This window comes from Janthinobacterium sp. GMG1, from assembly GCF_034427795.1.
Taxonomy (GTDB): Bacteria; Pseudomonadota; Gammaproteobacteria; order Burkholderiales; family Burkholderiaceae_D; genus Janthinobacterium.
In genome coordinates this window covers 537,236-559,811 of sequence record NZ_JAXQNT010000001.1, presented here as the reverse complement: position 1 = coordinate 559,811, position 22,576 = coordinate 537,236, and the positions used below count along the sequence as shown (strand labels likewise).

Below are 22,576 nucleotides of genomic sequence, written 5' to 3'. Positions count from 1 at the left end.
CGCTTACTCGTCCTTGGGCTATCAGCCCTGATTACCAGCCAAAATACTCATCACCGCCATGCGCACGGCGATACCGAAGGTCACCTGCGGCAGGATCACCGCCTGCGGACCGTCGGCCACGGCCGAATCGATTTCCACGCCGCGGTTCATCGGGCCAGGATGCATGACGATGGCGTCCGGTTTCGCCAGCGCCAGGCGCTCGGGCGTCAAGCCATAGCTCTTGAAATATTCCTGCGCCGACGGCAGCAGCGCGCCGCTCATGCGTTCATTTTGCAGGCGCAGCATGATGATCACGTCGACGCCTTTCAAGCCTTCATCCATGTTGGTGAAGGTGCGCACGCCCATCTGCTCCAGGCCGCCCGGCAGCAGGGTGTGCGGGCCGATGGCGCGCACTTCCGGCACGCCCAGGGTGGTCAGCGCATGGATGTCGGAACGGGCCACGCGGCTGTGCAGGATGTCGCCCACGATGGCCACCGTCAAATTGGTGAAATCCTTCTTGTAGTGGCGGATCGTGTACATGTCGAGCAAGCCCTGGGTCGGGTGCGCATGGCGTCCGTCGCCCGCGTTGACGACGTGGACGTGCGGCTGCTTGGTGTCAATCAGGTGCTTGGCGATCAGGTAGGGCGCGCCCGACTGCGCGTGGCGCACGACGAACATGTCGGCATGCATGGCCGACAGATTGTCGATGGTGTCGAGCAGGGACTCGCCCTTGCTGGCCGACGAGGCCTGGATGTTCAGGTTGATGACGTCGGCCGACAGCCTTTTTGACGCGATTTCGAAGGTGGTGCGGGTGCGCGTGGAGTTTTCAAAGAACAGGTTGAAAACGCTCTTGCCGCGCATCAGCGGCACCTTTTTCACGTCGCGGTCGGAAATGCCGACGAACGAGGAAGCCGTGTCGAGAATGTGGTTGACGATAGACTTCGGCAAGCCTTCAATCGTCAGCAGATGTTGCAGTTCGCCGTGTTTATTCAGTTGCGGATTAAGCATGGTGGGTATCTATGGTGAGCGTGAATTTTCCATCGTCGGCTTGCTTCAGGACCAGGGCCTGGCCCGGCGGCACGGCTGTGAAGGCGGCCACGAAATCGGCGGCCACCGGCAGCTGGCGTTCGCCGCGGTCGACCAGGGCGGCCAGCATGATCTTCGCCGGGCGGCCATAGTCGAACAATTCGTTGATGGCCGCGCGCGTGGTGCGGCCCGTGTACAGCACGTCATCGACCAGCAGGATGGTGGCGCCGGCCACGTCAAAGCTGATTTGCGTCGGCTTGACGTCCGCATGCAGGCCCTTCTGGGCGAAGTCGTCGCGGTAGAACGAGACATCGAGCACGCCCAGGCGGTCGAGCAGGTCCAGGTCGCGCGCCAGGCGTTCGGCCAGCCAGGCGCCGCCTGAATGGATGCCGACGATGGCCACGTTGGGGATGCCCGCCAGGCCGCTCTGCACCTGTTGCAGCAAGACCGCGTACAGGGCCTCGGCGTCGAGTTGGGAAGGATTCGTAGGATGCGGCATAGAGTTCTTGATCATTCAGGAATGGGTCTAAGGTCGGATTAATAATTCGCGTCGAAATACTGTTGCAGGATGATGGCGGCGGCGCGGTCGTCGATGACTTCACCGCGCTTGGCGGCGATGACGGCCGAGGAATAGCGCTCGTCGACCAGTTCCACGGGCAGGTTGAAGCGGCCGTGCACCTGGTTGGCGAAACGGCGGCAGCGCGCGCTCATCTCGTGTTCGGTGCCATCGGGATGGCTGGGCAAGCCCACCACGATGCGGCTCGCGCCCCACTCCTTGATCAGGCTATCGATGGCGGCAAACTTCGGTTCGTTCGCCGTGGCCGTGATCACGCTGAGCGGCTTGGCCTGGCAAATCATGGTATTGCCGATGGCCACGCCGATGCGTTTCAAGCCGAAATCGAAGGCGAGGATGGTGTCGATGGCGTCTCCGCTCATGCGTGGCCAGCCTCGCTCGCCAGCATGAGGGGATCGATGCCGAGCAACTTGATGGCCGCCACGTAGCGCTGCTCTATGGGGAAATCGAACAGGATGTCGGCCGAGGCGCCTACCGTCAGCCAGCCATTGCGGCCGATTTCGTCTTCCAGCTGGCCCGGACTCCAGCCCGAATAGCCGATCGAGACCAGCATGCGCTCGGGACCATCGCCCTTGGCGACGGCTTCAAGCACGTCGATCGAGGTGGTAAACGCCACTTCATCGGTCACCGTCAGCGACGAGGAGTAGCGCGCGCCCGGCGTATGCAGCACGAAGCCGCGGTCGTCCTGTACGGGGCCGCCGAACATGATCGGTTCGTTGATGATGGGCGTGTCGCTGCCGGCCGCCAGTTTCAGGTCGATGCGGTCGAACAGCACTTCCATGGTCATGTCGGTGGGTTTGTTGATGACGACACCCAGGACGCCGTTTTCATTATGTTCACACACGTACACGACCGTGCCGCCGAAGATCGGATCTTGCATGGCCGGCATCGCAATCAGGAAATGGTTGGCCAGATTCAGGGTGGAGGAACCGGTCGCGGCCGGCTCTCCCACACCCTGCATCAGACGATGTCCTGGTAGAGTCTGGTCGATTTTACTCTTTTTCATACGCGATGCTCTCTCTGTGGGCTTGCTGGCAAGTCTCGCTTACCCCGCTATCGTACGCCTGGCGCATCCTGCCGCGAACGTTGGGCGGCGAGAACCGTGTTGCCAGGCGCTATTCTTGTTATGTTATAAATTAATGATCCATTCGCTTTGCCTGCAGGCGCATTTCCATGCCAATTGTAAAATTGATTGCAAAATCGCTGTCGCACATAAAGCACCATGAACATACCCGGTAGTTTACACTGAATTGCCGCCGCAGCGACGCCAAAGGCGCGACGCGAGCGGCCATAAAGCCCAGTTGGCGGCAAAAAATGGCCTATCTTTGACCCTGAACACGCGAAATAATGACAATCAAGACTTCCCTGGTGTGGTTCCGGCGCGATCTGCGCGCGTTTGACCATGCTGCACTGCATCACGCCCTGCGCCAGAGCCAGGCCGTGCATTGCGTCTTCGTCTACGACACGGCCATCCTGGCCGCCCTGCCGCGCCGCGACCTGCGCGTCGACTTCATCCATGCCAGCGTGGCCGAGCTGGCCGCCGAGCTGCGCCAGCTCGGTGGCGACCTGATCGTGCTGCACGCGGACGCGGCCGAGGCCATCCCGCGCCTGGCCGCCGAATTGAACGCCGACGCCGTCTTTGCCAACCACGACTACGAGCCGCAAGCGATCGCGCGCGACGCCACGGTAGCCGCCGCGCTCACGCGCGACGCGCGCCTGTGGTTCAGCTTCAAGGACCAGGTGATCTTTGAAAAGGACGAGGTGCTGACGCTTTCCGCCAAGCCGTATACCGTCTACACGCCGTATAAAAATGCCTGGCTGAAGAAAATGCGCGCCGAACCCGGTTGCCTGGCGCCGTTCGCTATCGAGCCGCATGCGGCCAGCCTGGCACCGCCGCGCGCCGGCACGCCAGCGCCGTTGCCTACCTTGGGCGAACTGGGTTTCGAGGCCAGCAACCTGGCCGAACTGGCCATTCCCACCGGCATGTCGGGCGCCAGTCAACTGTTCGAGGATTTTCTGCCGCGCGTGGCCCGCTATGACGTGGCGCGCGATTTCCCCGCCCTGAAGGGACCGTCGTATCTGTCCATGCATCTGCGCTTCGGCACCGTGTCGCTGCGCTACCTGGTGCGCACCATCGTCGACCTGATGGACCGGGGCGGCGGCGGCGATGGCGCGCCCGTGTGGCTGGCGGAACTGATCTGGCGCGATTTTTACGCCATGATTTTGTACCAGAACCCGCATGTGGAAGGCGGCGCCTTCAAACCCGCCTACGACGCCATCGCCTGGGAAACGGGACCCGAGGCCGATGCCGCGTTTGCCGCCTGGTGCGAAGGGCGTACCGGCTATCCGCTGGTGGACGCGGCGATGGCGCAGCTGAACCAGACGGGCTATATGCACAATCGCCTGCGCATGGTCACGGCCTGCTTTTTGATCAAGGATCTGGGCATCGACTGGCGCCGCGGCGAAGCCTATTTCGCGCTGCACCTGAATGACTTCGACCTGGCCTCGAACAACGGCGGCTGGCAATGGGCTTCGTCGTCCGGCTGCGATGCGCAACCCTACTTCCGCATCTTCAACCCCATCACGCAGTCGGAAAAATTCGATGCCAGCGGGCGCTTCATCCGCCGCTACCTGCCGCAACTGAAGGCGCTGGGCGACAAGGAAATCCACGCCCCCTGGCTGGTGCCGCGCATGCTGCTCGAACAAAAAAACATCGTGCTGGGGCGCGATTATCCGGAACCGCTGGTGCAGCACGACGAGGCGCGCAAGGAGACCCTGGAGCGTTATGCAGTGGTCAAAGTGGTCACGTAAGGCCGCCGGCTTCCTGTGTGGTGAACGGCGTCCACACCGACCGCCAGGCGCCGTGCGGAAGTTTCGCCTGCATGGAAAGGGACAGTCCGCCCGTTCCCAACGGCTCACCTGGCTGCCATTGCTGGTTTTCTAAACTCAGTGCCCGCGCCCTTCCCACGTCGATATTGATCATTTCCCTGGTGTCATAGCCGACTTCCAATATGGGGTGCAACACCTTGCCCATGCCTGAAAAATACAGGGTATCGACATGGACATCGGGCTTATCAAAACGTTCATACTGCCTCGTCGCGGCGGATTTGAACCCCTTGCCCATGGCGATGCCGATGGTGGCCGGACCATCGCACCCCAGCAGCGCGGCGAGTGCCCAATAGTCATGATCGGCAGTGAGCAGCCTGGCCAGGCAGCGTTCTATCCATGCCGGCTCATCGGCCCTGAACGCATTCCAGTAGGGCTTCAGCGAGTTCTGCAGGTAGCCCACTTCGTGCAGCGCCCCGACAAGGTTGATTTGCCTGTCCATGGAGTCAATATCCTGCACCAGATGGGCTGCGGCCGCGGCGACCGCATGCTCGCCTTTGGCCATGGCTTTGTCTTCGAGTTTTTTCAGTTTGGCGTGAAGGCTCATAGTTTTCCTGGTTTGGCGATGCACGCCTGTTATGGTTGCCGAGGTGTTTCGGCACCAGCCTCCGTTTGCAAGCGCTGCACTTCCGCCAGCAATTCCTCTTCCTGGAACGGCTTGCCGAAATACGCATTCACGCCCAGTTCCAGCGCATGCTGGCGGTGCTTGTCGGCGCTGCGCGAGGTGATCATGATGACGGGGATGGCGCGCGTCTTGTCGTCGCTGCGCACATTGCGCGTCAAATCAAAACCATCCATGCGCGGCATTTCCACGTCGACCAGCAGCAGGGCCGGCATGGCAGCCGGTTCCAGCGCATGCAGCTGTTCCAGCGCATCGACGCCATCCTTGGCCAGCAGCACCTGGTAGCCTTCGCGCTCGAACAGGCGCTGCATCACACGGCGCACCGTCAGCGAATCGTCGACCACCATCACCCGCACGGCAGGCACGGCCAGCGCGCTGGAAGCGGCATGCTGCTCGCTGCTGGCCAGCGCATACTGCGACAGCAGTTCCGGATGATGCTCGAGGTGCTGCGCCAGCGCCACCGGGTTCAGGATCAGCACGATGTCGCCCGTGCCCAGTACCGTGGCGCCGGCGATGCCGGGCATGCGCGCCAGCTGCGGGCCCACGTGCTTGACCACGACTTCGCGGTTGCCCACCACGTCATCGACCTGCAAGGCCAGCCTGTCATTGCCATTTCGCAGCAGGAGCACGGGCGCATAGCGCTGCGTGGCCTGCGCCGACGGCGTCTCGCCCAGCATGGCCGACAGGTGGTGCAGCGCCAGCGACTGCCCGTGCGACTCGATGCGCCCGGCCGCCCGCACCTGCTCCAGCTGTTCGCCTTTCAGGTGCAGCACCTGCTCCACCAGCACCGATGGCAAGGCATACGTCTTGCCGCTGGCCGCCAGCAGCACCACCTGGGTGACGGCCAGGGTCAGCGGCAGGTGGATGGTGAAGCGCATGCCCAGGCCGGCCTGCGTCAGCGTTTCCACGCGCCCGCCCAGGGCCAGCGCTTCGGAGCGCACGATGTCCATGCCAAAACCGCGCCCGGCCAATTCCGTCAGGCTGTCGGCGGTGGAAAAGCCAGGCGTGAAAATCAGCTCGGCCGCCTGTGCGTCGGTCAATGGTGCATCCGTCGCCACCAGACCGGCGCCGTGCGCCTTGGCGCGGATGCGTTCCAGGTCCAGCCCTGCGCCATCGTCGGAAAAGGCGATCGCCACTTCATTGCCCTGCTGGCTGACCTGCACCAGCAGTTCGCCCGTCTCGCTCTTGCCGGCTGCCAGGCGCGCGTCGCGCGGCTCGACGCCGTGCACGATGGCGTTGCGCAGCAGGTGCTCGAATGGCGCCGCCATGCGTTCCAGTACGCTGCGGTCGATTTCCACGCCACCGCCGCGGATGTCGAGGTTGACGCGCTTGTCGACTTCCTTGGCGCTTTGCCGCGCCACGCGGAACAGCCGTTCGGCGATGCTGGCAAACGGCACCATGCGGATCTGCATCAGGTCGCGCTGCAGCTCGCGCGTCAGCCGCGCCTGCAGCACCAGGTCGTCCGTCACCGCGTCGACGCTGTGGCTGAGGTTTTCATGGAACGAGGCCACGTCGTTGACGCTTTCGGCCATCATGCGCGTCAGTTCCTGCAGGCGCGTAAAGCGGTCGAATTCGAGCGGATCGAAATCGCGCTCGCTGCCGACGGCCATGCGCGAGGCGATCTGCGATTCGGCCTGCATTTCCACTTCGCGCAGCTGGCGCCGCAAGCGCGCCAGGTTGTCGGAAAACTCGGACAGCGAAGCGCCCAGCACGCCCACTTCATTTTCCATTTTGGAGCGCGTGATCGACACTTCGCCGGCCTGGTTCACCAGGCGGTCGAGGATATCGGCGCGCACACGCACCAGTGCCGCCTTCGGTTCGGCGGCCGGCGTGTCTTCCATGCCCGGCAAGGGCAGCAAGGGTTGCTGCAGCTGTTCGAACAGGTGCAGCGCATGGTCGTAATGGGCCAGCAATTCCTCGAAGGCCTGCGGCGTGGCGGTGCCCGCGTGCAGCATGTTTTCGATATGCGTCTCGATTTCATGCGCATGCTGGCCCAGGCGCATGGCGCCGGCCATGCGCGCGCTGCCCTTGACCGTATGCAGGGTGCGCAACAGCATCTGCGCCTGGCCGCTGTCGTGCGGCTGCTGCTGCCAGCTGCGCAGCGCCTCGCCGATCTGCGGCAGCAGGTCGGCCCCCTCTTCCAGGAAGACGGACAACAGATCGAGGTCGAGTTCATCGCTGATGCCGGCGCTGGCCGCCAGCAGCGCGGCTGCATCGGCCGGCATGATGGCGGGCGCCGGCGCTTCCGGCGCCGCGTGCTCCAATGGCGGCGCGTGTTCGAAACCGGCGTCGAACAGGTCATCGCTTACGCCGCTATCCTGCACCGGCGCCGGCACAGGTACTTCGGCAGCAGCAGGCTGCAGCGCGTCGGCGACGATGCTTGCATATGTCGATTCGAACAGGGTCTCGAGCTGCGGCACAGGAACCTCGGCCACCACGTCGGGTAGCGCTTCCGCAGGCTGCGCCGGCGCGCCGACGATGCTGGCGTAAGCGGCTGCAAACAGGGCGTCGAGCCGCTCTTCCTGGCTCTCGCCAGGCGGCGTCGTCAGGGCGCGCCACAGGGTATTGAGTGCTTCGATCATGTCCGGCTGCGTGGGCGCCAGGTCGCCCAGCGCGAACGCCTGCAGCATTTGTCCGATGCGCTGCGTGGCCTGTTCCAGCACGTCGTGCTGCTCGGCGCGCAGGCCGGCCAGCGGCGGCACCACCGTTTCAATCACCGTTTCCAGCGCGTGCGCCAGGTCGCGCAGGGACTGGAAGCCGACCGTGCCCGACGTCCCCGCCAGGGTATGCACGGCTTGCAGCGCTTCCGCGCTGACGGCACGCTGTTCATGGCGCCATTCGCCGAAGTCGCGCGTGAGCACGCGCAGCAATTCATCCGTCTCGGCCAGGTAGATGTTGTACAAGGGAAGGCTGATGCGCAGTTCGCCCACGTGCTTGAGGTGATCGTCCGGCGCTTCGTGGAGCGCGGGTGCCGTGGCCAAGGGAAGTCCGATCACATTGCCATTGCTGGCCACGGGTGCGGCCGATGCCGAGCGAGGCTTGCGCAGTTCGAACGGTCCGCCTTCGCGCACGCGCTCGGCCGCCGCCAGCAGCATGCCGGCTTCACGCTCGCGTCCTGCGCCGCCTTCCAGTTCCGCCACCCATTCACTGAGCTGGTACCAACCGTAATTGAGCAGGGTAAACAGATCGTCGCTGACGGGGCGCGCCTCGGCCAGCCATGTATTCATGACGCGCTCGATGGCGCCGGCCGCTTCGGCAAACTGCGCCAGGCCGATCATGCGGCTGCTGCCTTTCAGGGTATGGAACGAACGGCGCAGCATGGCCAGGTGGTCGCCGCTGGCGGCTTGCTCGCGCGGCAGGGCCAGGGTGGTGTCGATAAAGGCCAGCACTTCGCGCGCTTCGGCCATGAAAATGTCGAGCATCTCCGCATCGACATCGGTCGCGGCCGACGCGGTATCCATGCCGGCCGGCGCAGCGGGCGCCAGGGCCTGGTCGAGCAAGGGCACGGGCACGGCGCCGGCGGCGGCGACTTTTTCAAATGGCAGGGCGCGGAAGGTGCCGGCGGCGGCATCGAAATGGAAACGCCCGCTGGCCGCCTGCGCGTTGCGGCCCAGCATATCGACAAAAAAGCCCAGTGCGCTGACATTTTGCGCGATCTCGTCGAGCGCCCCGGCGCGCCCATCCGCATTGGCTTCCGCCTTGGCGTCGCCACCGGCCAGCTGCCGCACGGCCGCATCGACGTGCAGCACGGCGGCGCGCGCGTCTTCCTGTCCCAACCCGGCCAGCTGCTGCTGCAACTGTTCCAGGACGGGCGCGACGCGGTCGAGGGTTCCCGTCCCCGTCCCCGCTGCATCCGCGTAATACGCGTTGAGCACCTTTTCCACCTGGCGCAGGCCCGTCTTCATTTCCTCGGCCAGCGTGGCCACCGTCTGGCCCTGTTCGATCTGACGCGACAGCTCCCCCGCCGTGACGGGCGGCGGCGCTTCGCCAGCCAGCAGCGCCTGCAGGCGCGCGGCGATGGTTTCCGCATTGCCGGCGAAATCGTCTGGCAGGCGGCGCAGCTGCTCCAGGCCCGTGTCGGCAAACAGCAGCGCCATGCCGATTTCATTTTCCAGGGCCGCACTGCGTCCGCTGGCCACGGCTTGCCGCGCCACGGCCGCGCATTCGCGCAGCAGGCTGGCCAGGGCCGGCTGTTTCAGGGACTCCACATGTGTCGCCACCTGTTGCAGCGACGCTTCAAACTCCGTACCCAGGGCAGGATCGAGGTCGGCTTGCGCCAGGCGATTCCAGCAGGCGCGCGCCTGCGCCAGGGCCGTGCGGGCGCCTTGCAAGGCATCCTGGTCGACCTGGCCGTAGCGCCGCGTTTCCACGTCGGCGGGCACCTGCCCCTCCAGCGCGAAAGCGGCACGCAGCTGGCGCGCCTCAGATGTGGGCTCGTGTGCCGCAGCGATGAAAAACAGGGCGTCGCGCAGCATCGCTTCGGGCAGGCTGGCCGTGCCCTGCGCCAGGCGGCGCAATTGCAGGTTGATCAGGCCGAACAACTGTTTGACGTTAAGCGTGCCCATGCCTTCGCCGCTGGCCTCCAGCCCGGAAAACGCCTGCATGGCGAACCAGAAGGTGCGCGCAGGCGCTTCCTGCTGCGCATCGGCCACCAGGGTCAAGGTGGCGTGCAAGTCGCCCGCATGCTGGCGCCGCGTTGCGTCATCCTGCGCCTTCAGGAAGGGCAACAAAGACTTTTCGAAGCGCCCGCGCCAGGCCGGATAGTCAGCCGCCGGCGGCGCGTCGGCCAGCGCGATGGCATGCCCTTCCAGCGTCGACGCGGGCGGGAAAAACAGGTCGGCCGGGTGGATGCGCCCGGCGCCCAGCATGGTTTGCAGATCGCGGTAATAGGGAAACAAACGCGTCGGCTGCGGCGGCGTGCCGGCCACCAGGTCTTCCAGGTATTCGGTCAGGGCCTGATACAGTTCGGCGACAACTTGCGCATGGTCCAGCGTGTATTCGAGGCTGCCGTCGCGAAAACGCGCCAGCGCCTGTTCCGCGCCGTCCGTCAGCAAGCTGGCGCCGGCCACGTCCACCATCACCAGTGCGCCATGCGCCTGGTGCAGATGCGAGCGCGCATGCTGCAGGGCCGTGGCGCGTTCCTCGCGCTCGCGGCCACCCGCCTCGAACAGGGCTGTTTTCGAGCGGCCCAGCGCTTCGCGGATTTCCACCATCACCCACGACAAAGGTTCGCTGTCGAACGGCTTGGACTGCTGCGGACTATCTGGTGTGCTCATGCATGCCTCGGTAAGGAAATCGCCTGGACTGGCGCGGCGTTCAGGCGGCGACGCGGAAGCGCGACACCGAATTTTTCAGTTCCTGCGCCAGCATCGACAATTTATGGATCGACTGCGCCGTTTGCTGCGTGCCATCCTGCGTCTGCTCCGTCACGCTCAGGATATGCTGGATATTCAAGGCCACGCCGCTGGCCGAACCGGCCTGCGTGCCGGTGGCGAACGAGATGCCCTGGATCAGTTCAGCCAGGTGTTTCGACACCTGGCTGATGTCGTTCAAGGCCGCGCCGGCAGCGTCGGACAGGCGTGCGCCCTCGACCACGCCCTGCGTGGACGTTTCCATCGCCCGCGTCGCATCCTGGGTATCGGCCTGGATGGTGCGCACCAGCGCGCCGATCTGCTTGGCGGCGGCGGCCGAGCGTTCGGCCAGGCGCTGCACTTCCTCGGCGACGACCGAGAAGCCGCGCCCCGCCTCGCCGGCCGAGGCGGCCTGGATGGCGGCGTTCAGCGCCAGCACGTTGGTCTGCTCGGTGATGTCGGAAATAAGCTCGGTGATCTCGCCGATTTCCTGCGACGATTCGCCCAGGCGCTTGATGCGCTTGGACGTATCCTGGATCTGCTCGCGGATTTCATGCATGCCCTTGATGGCGTTTTCCACCGCCGTCGAACCCTGCTGCGCGGCCGCCACCGACTGGCGTGCCACGTCGGCCGAGACGCTGGCCGACTTCGACACGTCGGTAATCGCATTGGCCATCTTGACCACGGTGGCGCTGACGCCCTGGATTTCGCGCGACTGCTGCTGCGACGCGATCAGCAGCTTGCTGGAAATGCTTTGCGCCTGCGTCGAGGCCCGGTTGACCTGTTCCGCCGTCGCCGTCACTCGTCCCACCAGGCCGCGCAATTCCTCGACCGTGTAGTTGACGGAATCGGCGATGGCGCCCGTGATGTCTTCCGATACGGTGGCCTGCACCGTCAGGTCGCCGTCGGCGACCTTCTGCAATTCATTCATCAGGCGCAGGATGGCCGCCTGGTTCTGCTCATTCCTGGCCTTCGCCTCTTCCTCTTTTCCCTGCGACTGGAGGCGCAGGATTTCCGCTTCCTGGCGCCGCCGCTCGGCATCGCGCGTGCGGTTGACGGAGTCCTGCAGCAGCACCCTGCCGATGCCGGCCGCCGCGATCAGGGTCAGCAACACGCCGCCGACCATCATCCAGAAGGCGATGCCGAGGGTTTCCTGGTTCACGTGGTACATCTTCTGCAGCAAGGTCAAACGCTGGCGCAGATCTTCGTTCTCGTTGAAGATCAGCTGTTCCGCGCTTTTCGCCGAACTGAATTTATCGAGCCGGTCGAGTATCGACGAGACCAGCTTCTGGTAAGTGTCGAAACTGGCTTTCAGCGCCACCAGCCGGTCGCGCAGTTCGGCGTCGCGCGTGGGCGCCAGTTGCAGCGACACGCTGCCATTGAGCAAGCCTTCGACGGCGGTGCGGAAATACGTCGTGTCGCGCCCCAGCGAAAACGCCGTTTCCGAGCTGATGCTGCCAGACGACAGGAACTCGCTGGCGCTGCGGCTCATGCGCTGGCTCAGCATCATCAAGCGGCCGATGACGGCCAGGTCGCGCGCATTGCCGCCACGCTGCACCTTCAGGGCTGCGATTTCCTCGGTCTGCGCCAGCAGCGCCGGCGACAGCGCGTTCAATTGCTGCAAGGTCTTGTCAAATTCGCCCAGTTCCAGTTTCAGGCGCAAGATGGTACTGGCCGCACGGTCGCTGCTGGCCCACTTCTTGCGCGCGTCAGCCACCGCCGCCAGCAGGGCGGAACGCGACTCGCCGATATCGCGGCCGTGATACGTCCCGCCGCGCAGCATCAGTCGAAAATCCTGATTCAGTTCATTGCGGCTTTCCTCGAGCTGGCGGAAGGCTTCCGGATTGCCTTGCACGGCGTTCGGCGCGGCCTTGCCGATGCGCTGCGAATGCATCAGCGCATCGCTGGCCAGCTGCGTCTGTGCCGAGGCGATATTGCCGCTGCGCGTGTTCAGCCCGACGAACAGCAGGCTGGCGGCCAGGCTCAGGGCCATCACCGTCGACAGGATGCTCAATTGTTTTTGCAGCGGAAAGTGGCCGATCAGTGGCAGCTTCCAGTCCCCGGCAGGCGCGCTGGCCAGCGACTTGCGCCGTCCCAGCGCGTCGCGCAGGCGCAGCGGCAGGTCGGCCGCCGATGCCGGCGCGTCCGGCGCATGCTGCGCTTCGGGCATGCCGGCCGCCAGAATGGGAGAATGGGCGCCCATCAGCAAAGATCCTTGTGTTCGGGGAAGCCGCCAAAGCCGGCATCGAGGAAGCGTGCCGATTGCGCCAGCTGCGCCAGGTCCAGGCGCCGCCACTCTTGCCCTTCGCTGTCGCGCAGCGCCTGCGCGGCCCACGATGGCAGCACACCCGGCGCCGCATCGTGAACGGGCACCGATTGCATGGCGCGCAACTGGCGCAAACCGAGCACGCGTTCGACCAGCAAGGCGCAATTGAGGCCCAGGCGGGGAGAAAACGTGATGATGCGGCAGTGATTGCCCGGCGCGCAAGCCGGTTCGCCCATGTAGCGGGCCAGGTCGACGACACCCGTCAGGCGGCCGCGCATGGCCGCCAGGCCCAGGTACCAGTCCTGCGCCAGCGGCACGCCCTGGATCTGCACACCGGCGGCGATGACGATTTCACCGAGCTGCGTCAGGTCGAGCAGGCAGGGCCGGCCACCGAGCATCACGCCCAGTTCCTTGCGCGCGGCCAGCGCGCCACTGCGCGCGGCCTGTATCCGCTCGATCAATTGCAGCTGATACTGGCGCAAGCGGCCCTGCCGCGCGCCCGTCTCGAAGGATGGCATGGCGGCGGCAGGCGAAAAGGCCGCAGTGGACACGCCGTGACCTGGCATCGTGTGCATGCTCAGGAAATCGCGGCGATCTTGGCCAGAAGATCGGCTTCGACCACCGGCTTGACCAGGTAATCGCGCGCGCCCTGGCGCAAGCCCCAGATGCGGTCCGTTTCCTGGCTCTTGCTGGAGCAGATAATCACCGGCACGTCCTGCAGTTCGGGATCGCGCGCGATCGCCCGCGTGATCTGGAAGCCATTCGCACCGGGCATCACCACGTCCATCAGGATCAGGTCGGGCCTGGCCTGCTTCAGTTGCGCCAGCGCGTCGGCGCCGTCCTGCGCCGTGAGGACGGCGTAACCGGCACGCACCAGGATCTCGCTCAGGTAATAGCGTTCTGTCGGCGAGTCATCGACGATCAGAATTGTGTGTATGGCCATCTGCTTCCTTGCTGCGTTGTCAATCAATAAAACCACTTAGTCAAAATGCCCGGCCAGGTGCCGCCGCACGGCCTCCAGCAGCGCCTCGCGCGCCAGCGGCTTGGCCAGGCAGGCGCTGGCGCCCGCCATGGCGCCGCGCGCGCGGTCGAACAAGCCTTCCTTCGACGACAGCATCAGCACCGGCGTGGCGTGGAAAGCCGCGCTGGCCTTGATCAGCGCACAGGTGCGGTAGCCGTCCAGGCGCGGCATCACGATGTCGCACACGATCAGCGCTGGCTGGCAGTCGGCGATCTTGGCCAGGGCCGCAAAGCCGTTTTCCGCCACCACCACGCGATAACCGGCCTCGCCGAGGATCTTCGCGGCCGCGCTGCGTATCGTCGCGCTGTCGTCGATGACGAGGATCGTGGCGCTGGCAGCCACGGCATCGGACGGCGCCGCGGGCAAAAAAGGACGCGTCATGTGATTATTCGACAATCTTTCATACGATAGCACAGGCAGCCGCGATACCTGCGTGCGGCAGCGGCATCCCGTGGAACTGATTGATTACAGCGCCACCATCTCGAAATCATCCTTGCGCGCACCGCATTCAGGGCAAGTCCAGTTCATCGGAACATCGGCCCAACGCGTGCCGGGAGCGATGTCTTCGTCGGGCAGACCGGCCGCTTCATCATAAACCCAGCCGCAAATAAGACACATCCACGTTTGGAATTGCTGCGTTGTTTCGTTGCTACTCACGTTCTGCCACCCTTCAATCAAGTAAAATGCTGAATTAGGTATCTTAATCTACCCGCCGTGCAAAACCAAACTTCTCCCCTCATATTAAGCTTCGGCGTGTCCGATCCGGTCGGCGCGATCGGCATCCAGGCCGATCTGGCCACCTTTTCAGCCTTCGGCTGCCATGGCCTGTCCGTCACCACGGGCCTGCTGATCAGCGATACGGCGCGCGTGGAAGACGTGCAGGCGGTCGACCCGGACTGGGTTTCCGACCAGGCGCGCGTGCTGCTGGAAGACATGTCCGTGGCCGCCATCAAGATCGGCGCGCTGGGCAGCGTGGAAAACGTCACGGCCATCGCCGAAATCGTCTCCGACTATCCGAACGTGCCGCTGATCCTCGATCCCTTCATTTCGGCGCTGCCGGAACAGGGCATGGACGACGAAGACATCCTCACGGCCGTGCGCCAGTTGCTGATCCCGCAAACGACCCTGCTGGTGCTCTCGCCGGTGGAGCTGGAACGCCTGGCCGAGACCTGGCGCGACGCCGACCCGGACGACACATTACAAAACGACGTCGACTACCTGGTGGCGCTGGGCTGCGAATACGTGCTCGTCACCGGCATGCCGGCCGACGCCAGCAAGTCCGGCACGGCCGAAGGAAAGCTGCGCGCCAATACCCTGTTCGGCGAAGACGGCGTGGTGCGCCACGACGAATGGCAGCACCTGCCCGGTATCTTCAACGGCGCCGGCAGCACCCTGTCGGCCGCGGCCACCGCCCTGCTGGCCCTGGCGGAAAACGAAGACGATGTGCCGCAGATAGTCGTGGCGGCGCAGGAATTCACGGCCGGCGCGCTGGCCCACGCGCAGCGCCACGGCATGGGCAAGCTGGTGCCGAACCGGCTGTTCCGGCGCCTGGCGGGCGCACAGTAATCACGACACAGACAACGATCCACTTTCAAGGCACGATTATCATGACGACGACTTCACAGAACGACATCCTGTTTGCCCGCGCACAAAAAACCACGCCAGGCGGCGTCAATTCGCCCGTGCGCGCCTTCCGCTCCGTGGGCGGCACGCCGCGCTTCATCACGCGCGCCGAAGGCCCGTACTTCTGGGACGCGGACGGCAAGCGCTATATCGACTACATCGGTTCCTGGGGTCCGGCCATCGTCGGCCATGCCCACCCGGAAGTGGTGAAAGCGGTGCAGGATGCGGCCGCGCTGGGCCTGTCGTTCGGCGCGCCGACGGAAGGCGAAGTGCTGATGGCAGAGGAAATCACGCGCCTGGTGCCGTCGATCGAACAGGTGCGCCTGGTGTCGTCGGGCACGGAAGCGACCATGAGCGCCCTGCGCCTGGCGCGCGGCGCCACGGGGCGCGACAAGATCGTCAAGTTCGAAGGCTGCTACCACGGCCACGCCGATTCGCTGCTGGTGAAAGCGGGCAGCGGCCTGCTCACCTTCGGCAACCCGACGTCGGCCGGCGTGCCGGAAGATTTCGTGAAGCACACCCTGGTGCTCGACTACAACAATGTGGAACAGCTGAAAGACGCCTTCGACAGCTTCGGCGCGGAAATCGCCTGCGTGATCGTCGAACCGGTGGCCGGCAACATGAACCTGGTCAAAGCCACGCCGGCATTCCTGCAGGCGATGCGCGAACTGTGCACGCAGCACGGTGCCCTGCTCATTTTCGATGAAGTCATGTGCGGCTTGCGCGTGGCCTTGGGCGGCGCGCAGGCGCTGTACGGCATCAAGCCCGATCTCACGGCGTTGGGCAAGGTGATCGGCGGCGGCATGCCGGTGGCGGCCTTCGGCGGCAGCGCGGCGCTGATGCACCACATGGCGCCGCTGGGCGCCGTCTACCAGGCCGGCACCTTGTCGGGCAACCCGGTCGCCGTGGCGGCCGGCATGGCGACACTGAAACTGATTCAGCAGCCCGGCTTCTACGAGCAGCTGGGCGCCACGGCCAAGCGCCTGGCCGAAGGCCTGACCGCCGCCGCCAGGGAAGCGGGTGTGGTTTTCTGCGCCGACTACATCGGCGGCATGTTCGGCATTTATTTCAGCGCCACGCCACCGACCAGCTACGCGGAAATGATGGCGGGCGACCGCAGCAAGTTCAACGCCTTCTTCCACGCCATGCTGGACGAAGGCGTGTACTTCGCGCCAGCCGCCTTCGAGGCGGGCTTCGTCTCGGCGCAGCACGACGATGCCGTCATCGACGCCACCATCGCTGCCGCGCGCAAGGTGTTTGCCACGCTGGCCTAAGCTGCATCATTAAGCTGCACCTGTCTGCCTGACCACGCAGCGGCCCGCCTGGCCGCTGCGCGCCTCCCCGCCCTGCCATCCCCCTGCCGCGTTATTGCTCATAATCATTTGACGCAATGCACAAAATTTGACCCTGGGCCGCCTCCGGCCATGCAAATGCAAAAAAAGTATCGGTTTCAGCACATGTAATCGGTAGCCCTGCCGCGCTCGCCTGCATAGAATGGGGACATAAACCAATAACCCGCCCAGCCGGCAACATGGCTGGAGCGCACGGTAACCCAGCAGGAGACACGCCATGACACGCATCCGCCTTGCCGCCACGCCCCGTTCCCGCCGTGCTGTTCCCCGCCTCGCCTGACCCGCGCGGAGCCCGCCATGCATCCCGATCTCGAAGTCGTCTGCGTGCCCGCCGATGAATCGTTTACAGCCTGGTCGCACGGCTACCCCTACCGTACCGTGCGCTGGCACTTTCATCCCGAATATGAAATCCAGCTGATCACCGACACCAGCGGCAAGTACTTCGTCGGCGACTATATCGGCGATTTCGAGCCGGGCAACCTGGTCATGTCCGGCCCCAACCTGCCGCATAACTGGGTCAGCGAACTGCCCGATAACCAGCCGGTGCCGCAGCGTTGCCTGATCCTGCAATTCACGGCCGAATTCATGGCCAAGGCCATCGCCGCCTTCCCGGAATTGCAGCCAGTCACCACCCTGCTGGCCGAATCGCGCAGCGGCCTGTTGTTTACGCCGGAGGCAGGCGCCGCCGCGCTGCCCCTGATGCAAGCCTTGCTGGAAGCGCGCGGCTGCCGCCGGGTCATGCTGTTCCTGTCGCTGCTGGAACTGCTGCTGCACGACAGCGAGCGCCGCAAACTGTCCAGCCCCAGCTACCTGCCCGATCCGCACAGCTATATGGCGTCGAAGATCAACCTGGCGCTGGCCTATATCGGCAAGAACCTGTCGACCGACCTGCGCGAATCGGAACTGGCCGAACTGATCGGACAAAACGTCAGCTCCTTCTCGCGCTCGTTCAGCAAGCACACGGGAATTTCCTTTGTGCAATACGTGAACTTGCTGCGCATCAAACTGTCCTGCGAAATGCTCAGCAACAGCGCCTTGAGCATCACGGACATCTGCTACCAGGTCGGCTTTAACAATCTGTCCAATTTCAACCGCCAGTTCCTCGCGCACAAGGGCATTTCCCCGTCGAAATTCCGCCGCTACGACGGCCTCAAAACGGCGGCGCCAGGCACTTGAGTTCGCTTCTTCCCGCTTCATGCCCCGGCAGCAGGCAAGGCAAGGCTGCCACGACACCCAAAATCCATACTAAAAACCAGGAGACGATGATGTTGAAAAGAAAATTGCTTGCCCTGTCCACGACCGCCCTGTGCGCCGCCAGCCTGTCCGTGAGCGCCAGCGCCGCGCCGCTGAAGATCGGCATGTCCTTCCAGGAACTGAATAATCCGTATTTCATCACCATGAAAAAGGCGCTGGAAGAGGCGGCCGCCAGCATCGGCGCCACGGTGGTGATCACCGATGCGCGCCATGATGTGGCAAAGCAGACGAGCGACGTGGAAGACATGATCCAGAAAAAGATCGACATCCTGCTGCTCAACCCCACCGATTCGGTCGGCATCCAGTCGGCCGTCAAGGCGGCCAAGGCGGCTGGCGTGATCGTCATCGCCGTCGATGCGAATGCCAACGGCCCCGTCGATTCTTTTGTCGGCTCGAAAAATTTCAATGCGGGCCAGCTGGCCTGCACCTACCTGGCCAAGAGTTTGGACGGCAAGGGCGACGTGGCGATCCTCGACGGCATCCCCGTCGTGCCCATCCTGGAACGGGTGCGCGGCTGCAAGGATGCGCTGGCAGCCTTTCCTGGCATCAAGATCGTCAGCACCCAGAACGGCAAGCAGGAACGCGACCAGGCCTTGACGGTCACGGAAAACATCCTGCAGGCGCAGCCCAAACTGAAAGGCATTTTCAGCGTCAACGATGGCGGCGCCATGGGCGCGCTGTCAGCCATCGAGGCGAGCGGCAAGGACGTGAAACTGACCAGCGTCGACGGCGCGCCGGAAGCCATCAAGGCGATGCTCAAGCCCAATTCCAGGTTCATCGCCACGGCCGCCCAGTACCCGCGCGACCAGGTGCGCCTGGCGCTGGCCATCGCCATGGCAAAGAAATGGGGCGCCAACGTGCCGGCGCAGGTGCCGGTCGACGTCAAGCTGGTGGACAAGGCCGGCGCCAAGTCCTTCAGCTGGTAAGCGTCGCAGCCACCGTGCTTGCCCACTCCCGCGGCCTGGCTGCGGGAGCTTCACCGTTATTCCGGATCCCATCATGCAGACGATCTTGCAGCTACAAAACATCACCAAGGGTTTCCCCGGCGTGAAGGCCTTGAACGACATTAACCTGAGCATCCGCCAGGGCGAAATCCACGCCTTGCTCGGTGAAAATGGCGCCGGCAAGTCGACACTGATGAAAATTCTCAGCGGCATCTACCGGCCCGATGCGGGCAGCATCGTGGTCGATGGCCAGCCCTGCTATTTTCACAGCTACAACGATGCCATCGCCGCCGGCATCGCCATCATCTTCCAGGAGTTTTCCCTGGTTCCCTACCTGAATGCGGTGGAAAACATCTTCCTGGGACGCGAGCGGACGAATGCCCTGGGCCTGCTGTCGAAAAAAGCCATGCGGCAGGAAGCGGCAGCCATCTTCGCGCGCCTGAACATCGAGATCGACCTGTCGGCCGAGGTCAGCCAGCTCAGCATTGCCCAGCAGCAATTCGTGGAAATCGGCAAGGCCCTCTCGCTCAATGCCCGCATCCTGATTCTCGACGAACCGACGGCCACCCTGACGCCCAGCGAAGCAGGGCACCTGTTCGCCATCATGCGCGAACTGCGCCAGCAAGGCGTGGCGATGATCTTCATTTCGCATCACATGGAAGAGATCTTCGACGTGTGCGATCGCATCACCGTCCTGCGCGATGGCCAATACGTGGGCATGACGGACGTGGCCGCCACCGATATCGGCCAGTTGGTGGAGATGATGGTGGGGCGCAAGCTGGAAGCCAACTTCCCAGCCAAGCCGGCGCCTCCCGCCTCGCCCGCCATCGTGCTCGAGGCCCGCGACGTGCGCCTGTCCAGGGATGGCCCCGTCAACAGCTTCGAGCTGCGGCAGGGCGAAATCCTCGGCTTTGCAGGCCTCGTCGGCTCCGGCCGCACGGAACTGGCGCTGGCCGTGATGGGCGCCCATCCGGCCTGGCACAAGGACATCCGCATCCACGGCAAACGCGCCAGCCTGCGCGATCCGGCCGATGCCTTGCGGCACGGCATAGGCCTGTTGCCGGAAAGCCGCAAGACCGAAGGACTGATCCTCGATTTCGACATCAGGGAAAACATGTCCATCAATAACCTGGGGAAATACACGGGTGCGGGCCTGATACGCCGCCCGGCCGAGCTGGCCGCCACGCGGGCCATGATGGCCAAGGTGGGCGTCAAGGCGCCCGGTCCCGGCACGCGCGTGGGCACCCTGAGCGGCGGCAACCAGCAGAAAGTGGTGATCGCCCGATGGCTCAACCATCACTGCAAGATCCTCATCTTTGACGAGCCCACGCGCGGTATCGACGTGGGCGCCAAGGCGGAGATCTACCGCCTGATGCGCGCCCTCACCAGCGATGGCTATTCCATCATTCTGATTTCATCGGAACTGCCGGAAATCACCGGCATGTGCGACCGGGTCGCCGTGTTCAAGCAGGGCGCCATCGTGGCCATGCTGGAAGGCACGTCCATTCACTCCAGCGAGGTAATGCGCCATGCAACAGCCGGTCAACACTGAACCCCTCGCGGCGCCACGCCGCGCCGCCCCTCCCCTGTCAGCCAGGCGGCTGTGGGCCATGCTGAAACAGTCGCCCGCCTTCCTGCCGCTGCTGGGCCTGCTGCTGGTATCGGCCGCGATGGCGGCCACCACCGACCATTTCTTTTCCAGCGATAACCTGGTCAATATCGCCCGGCAAGTGTCGATCAACGCCATCATCGCCGTCGGCATGACGTGCGCCATCCTCAGCGGCGGCATCGACCTGTCCGTCGGCTCCGTCATGGCGCTGACGGGTACCTTGACGGCGGGCCTGATGGTGGCGGGCCTGCCGCCCGGGCTGGCCATCGCGGCCGGCCTGGCCGTGGGCATCGCCTTTGGCGTGGGCAATGGTTTCTTTGTCGCCTACGCCAGGATGCCGCCAATTATCGTCACCCTGGCCACCATGGGCATCGCGCGCGGGCTGGCCCTGCTGTACACGGGCGGCTACCCGATCAACGACTTGCCGGACTGGTTCGAATTCTTTGGCCGCGGCACGGTGCTGGGGGTGCAGACGCCGATCCTGGCCATGCTGCTGGTCTTCCTCGTCGCCTATGTGCTGCTCGACCATACGCCGCTGGGCCGCTATATCTACGCCATCGGCGGCAACGAGGAAGCGACGCGCCTGAGCGGCGTGCGCGTGGCGCGCTACAAGCTGCTGGTATATGCCATCAGCGGCGGCACGGCCGCCATCGCGGGCCTGGTGCTGACGTCGCGCCTGATGAGCGGCCAGCCGAACGCCGGCATCGGCTTCGAACTGGACGCCATCGCCGCCGTCGTCATGGGCGGCACGGCCATCACGGGCGGACGCGGTTCCATCGTCGGCACGCTGATCGGCGCCGTCATGCTCGGCGTGCTGAATAACGGCCTGAACATGATGGGCGTCTCGCCCTACCTGCAAAACATCATCAAGGGCGTGATCATCCTGCTCGCCATTTACATCAGCCGCAACAGCAGCAAGCGCGCCTGACCACCGCCTGACCATCTTTATCACCTGGAGCCTCCCATGAAGTACACCGAAGTCGAGATGCAAGCCGTCGTTTGCCACGGTCCGAAAGATTACCGCCTGCAAAAGATCACCCGCCCCAAGCCGCGCCTGAACGAGTTGCTGATCCGCATCGCCGCCTGCGGCATCTGCGCCAGCGACTGTAAATGCCACTCGGGCGCCGCCATGTTCTGGGGCGGCGACGGCCAGCCGTCGTGGGTCAAGCCGCCCGTGATCCCCGGCCACGAATTCTTCGGCTACGTGGTCGAGGCGGGAGAGCACGGCGAGGAACACTTCGGCGTGAAGGTGGGCGACCGCATCATTGCCGAGCAGATCGTGCCTTGTGGCAAGTGCCGTTTTTGCAAATCGGGCAAATATTGGATGTGCGAAGTGCACAACATCTTCGGCTTCCAGCGCGAAGTGGCCGATGGCGGCATGGCCGAATACATGCGCATTCCGCCCACGGCCCTCGTGCATAAAATTCCCGAGAGCATTTCGCTGGAAGACGCCGCCATCATCGAGCCGATGGCGTGCGCCATCCATACGGTCAACCGCGCCGAAGTGCAGCTCGACGACGTGGTGGTGATCGCCGGGGCCGGGCCGCTGGGCCTGATGATGGCGCAGATCGCCGCCCTGAAGACGCCCAAAAAACTGGTGGTGATCGACATGGTGCCGGAGCGCCTGGCGCTGGCGCGCGAATATGGCGCCCACGTCACCATCAATCCCGCCACCGACGACGCGCTGGCCATCATCCACGGCTTGACGGACGGCTACGGCTGCGATGTGTATATCGAGACGACGGGCGTGCCGGCCGGCGTGACGCAGGGCTTGAACCTGATCCGCAAGCTGGGCCGCTTCGTCGAATTCAGCGTGTTCGGCAAGGAAACCAGCGCCGACTGGTCCATCATCGGCGACCGCAAGGAACTCGACGTGCGCGGCGCCCACCTGGGACCGTATTGCTACCCGGTCGCCATCGACCTGCTGGAACGGGGCCTGGTCACCTCGAAAGGCATCGTCACGCACGACTTTCCGCTGGAAGACTGGGAACAGGCGTTCGCACTGGCCAACTCGCTCGATTCCATCAAGGTCTTGCTGAAACCGGCACAACATTAACGGGGAAACCGGC

19 protein-coding genes are annotated in these 22,576 nt (G+C 64.4%); 8 read left to right on the top strand and 11 right to left on the bottom strand.

What is annotated here, in order from left to right; genetic code table 11:
* Positions 1 to 21: 21 nt before the first annotated feature.
* The 4 genes from SJI03_RS02565 to SJI03_RS02550 are packed head-to-tail and all read right to left on the bottom strand — an operon-like array spanning position 22 to position 2,540.
* Positions 22 to 987 (bottom strand): aspartate carbamoyltransferase catalytic subunit, encoded by a 966-nt coding sequence (locus tag SJI03_RS02565; protein WP_034746695.1) that lies wholly within the window; start codon positions 985 to 987, stop codon positions 22 to 24.
* Positions 980 to 1,504, bottom strand: a complete 525-nt coding sequence (gene pyrR / locus SJI03_RS02560) for a bifunctional pyr operon transcriptional regulator/uracil phosphoribosyltransferase PyrR (protein ID WP_322426151.1) — start codon at positions 1,502 to 1,504, stop codon at positions 980 to 982. The genes SJI03_RS02565 and pyrR overlap by 8 nt, the downstream gene beginning before the upstream one ends.
* Before the next feature lie 38 nt (positions 1,505 to 1,542).
* Entirely contained in the window at positions 1,543 to 1,941 is a 399-nt protein-coding gene (ruvX, locus tag SJI03_RS02555) for a Holliday junction resolvase RuvX (RefSeq protein ID WP_223278885.1), read from the bottom strand.
* The gene (locus SJI03_RS02550; protein ID WP_034746689.1) at positions 1,938 to 2,540 is read right to left on the bottom strand and encodes a YqgE/AlgH family protein; all 603 of its coding nucleotides are present in this window, start codon (positions 2,538 to 2,540) and stop codon (positions 1,938 to 1,940) included. Before SJI03_RS02550 ends, ruvX begins: the two co-directional genes overlap by 4 nt.
* 386 nt (positions 2,541 to 2,926) lie before the next feature.
* Here SJI03_RS02550 and SJI03_RS02545 point away from each other — a divergent pair, with 386 nt between their 5' ends.
* Complete coding sequence (locus SJI03_RS02545) at positions 2,927 to 4,390, top strand: deoxyribodipyrimidine photo-lyase (protein WP_322426150.1); 1,464 nt, start codon at positions 2,927 to 2,929, stop codon at positions 4,388 to 4,390.
* Here the strand turns inward: SJI03_RS02545 and SJI03_RS02540 are convergent.
* The 7 genes from SJI03_RS02540 to SJI03_RS02510 form a co-directional block, all read right to left on the bottom strand.
* Positions 4,383 to 5,012, bottom strand: a complete 630-nt coding sequence (locus tag SJI03_RS02540; protein ID WP_322426149.1) for a hypothetical protein — start codon at positions 5,010 to 5,012, stop codon at positions 4,383 to 4,385. The two genes, SJI03_RS02545 and SJI03_RS02540, sit on opposite strands and share 8 nt — an antisense overlap.
* 29 nt (positions 5,013 to 5,041) lie before the next feature.
* Positions 5,042 to 10,363 (bottom strand): Hpt domain-containing protein, encoded by a 5,322-nt coding sequence (locus tag SJI03_RS02535; protein ID WP_322426148.1) that lies wholly within the window; start codon positions 10,361 to 10,363, stop codon positions 5,042 to 5,044.
* 40 nt (positions 10,364 to 10,403) lie between these two features.
* Entirely contained in the window at positions 10,404 to 12,641 is a 2,238-nt protein-coding gene (locus SJI03_RS02530) for a methyl-accepting chemotaxis protein (RefSeq protein ID WP_322426147.1), read from the bottom strand.
* Positions 12,641 to 13,279 (bottom strand): chemotaxis protein CheW, encoded by a 639-nt coding sequence (locus tag SJI03_RS02525; protein WP_322426146.1) that lies wholly within the window; start codon positions 13,277 to 13,279, stop codon positions 12,641 to 12,643. Before SJI03_RS02525 ends, SJI03_RS02530 begins: the two co-directional genes overlap by 1 nt.
* A gap of 2 nt (positions 13,280 to 13,281) precedes the next feature.
* The gene (locus tag SJI03_RS02520; RefSeq protein ID WP_099376556.1) at positions 13,282 to 13,647 is read right to left on the bottom strand and encodes a response regulator; all 366 of its coding nucleotides are present in this window, start codon (positions 13,645 to 13,647) and stop codon (positions 13,282 to 13,284) included.
* Positions 13,648 to 13,683: 36 nt separating this feature from the next.
* Positions 13,684 to 14,106 carry a response regulator gene (locus SJI03_RS02515; protein WP_322426145.1) on the bottom strand — a complete coding sequence of 141 codons (423 nt, stop codon included), beginning with the start codon at positions 14,104 to 14,106 and terminating at the stop codon, positions 13,684 to 13,686.
* A gap of 84 nt (positions 14,107 to 14,190) precedes the next feature.
* Positions 14,191 to 14,343, bottom strand: coding sequence for a rubredoxin (locus SJI03_RS02510; RefSeq protein ID WP_010401308.1), 153 nt, complete (start codon positions 14,341 to 14,343; stop codon positions 14,191 to 14,193).
* Positions 14,344 to 14,439: 96 nt separating this feature from the next.
* Here SJI03_RS02510 and thiD point away from each other — a divergent pair, with 96 nt between their 5' ends.
* The 7 genes from thiD (at position 14,440) to SJI03_RS02475 (ending at position 22,563) form a co-directional block, all read left to right on the top strand.
* The gene (gene thiD, locus SJI03_RS02505; RefSeq protein WP_099376554.1) at positions 14,440 to 15,291 is read left to right on the top strand and encodes a bifunctional hydroxymethylpyrimidine kinase/phosphomethylpyrimidine kinase; all 852 of its coding nucleotides are present in this window, start codon (positions 14,440 to 14,442) and stop codon (positions 15,289 to 15,291) included.
* Between the two features lie 41 nt (positions 15,292 to 15,332).
* The gene (gene hemL, locus SJI03_RS02500) at positions 15,333 to 16,622 is read left to right on the top strand and encodes a glutamate-1-semialdehyde 2,1-aminomutase (RefSeq protein WP_099376553.1); all 1,290 of its coding nucleotides are present in this window, start codon (positions 15,333 to 15,335) and stop codon (positions 16,620 to 16,622) included.
* A 375-nt stretch (positions 16,623 to 16,997) separates the two neighbouring features.
* A complete protein-coding gene (locus tag SJI03_RS02495) occupies positions 16,998 to 17,876 on the top strand; it encodes an AraC family transcriptional regulator (protein WP_322426144.1) in 879 nt (292 codons plus the stop codon).
* Positions 17,877 to 17,962: 86 nt separating this feature from the next.
* Positions 17,963 to 18,880, top strand: a complete 918-nt coding sequence (locus SJI03_RS02490) for an ABC transporter substrate-binding protein (protein ID WP_322426143.1) — start codon at positions 17,963 to 17,965, stop codon at positions 18,878 to 18,880.
* A 73-nt stretch (positions 18,881 to 18,953) separates the two neighbouring features.
* Complete coding sequence (locus tag SJI03_RS02485; protein ID WP_322426142.1) at positions 18,954 to 20,450, top strand: sugar ABC transporter ATP-binding protein; 1,497 nt, start codon at positions 18,954 to 18,956, stop codon at positions 20,448 to 20,450.
* Positions 20,428 to 21,435, top strand: coding sequence for an ABC transporter permease (locus SJI03_RS02480; RefSeq protein WP_099376549.1), 1,008 nt, complete (start codon positions 20,428 to 20,430; stop codon positions 21,433 to 21,435). Before SJI03_RS02485 ends, SJI03_RS02480 begins: the two co-directional genes overlap by 23 nt.
* 36 nt (positions 21,436 to 21,471) lie before the next feature.
* Positions 21,472 to 22,563 carry an alcohol dehydrogenase catalytic domain-containing protein gene (locus SJI03_RS02475; RefSeq protein ID WP_099376548.1) on the top strand — a complete coding sequence of 364 codons (1,092 nt, stop codon included), beginning with the start codon at positions 21,472 to 21,474 and terminating at the stop codon, positions 22,561 to 22,563.
* The last annotated feature ends 13 nt before the right edge of the window (positions 22,564 to 22,576 follow it).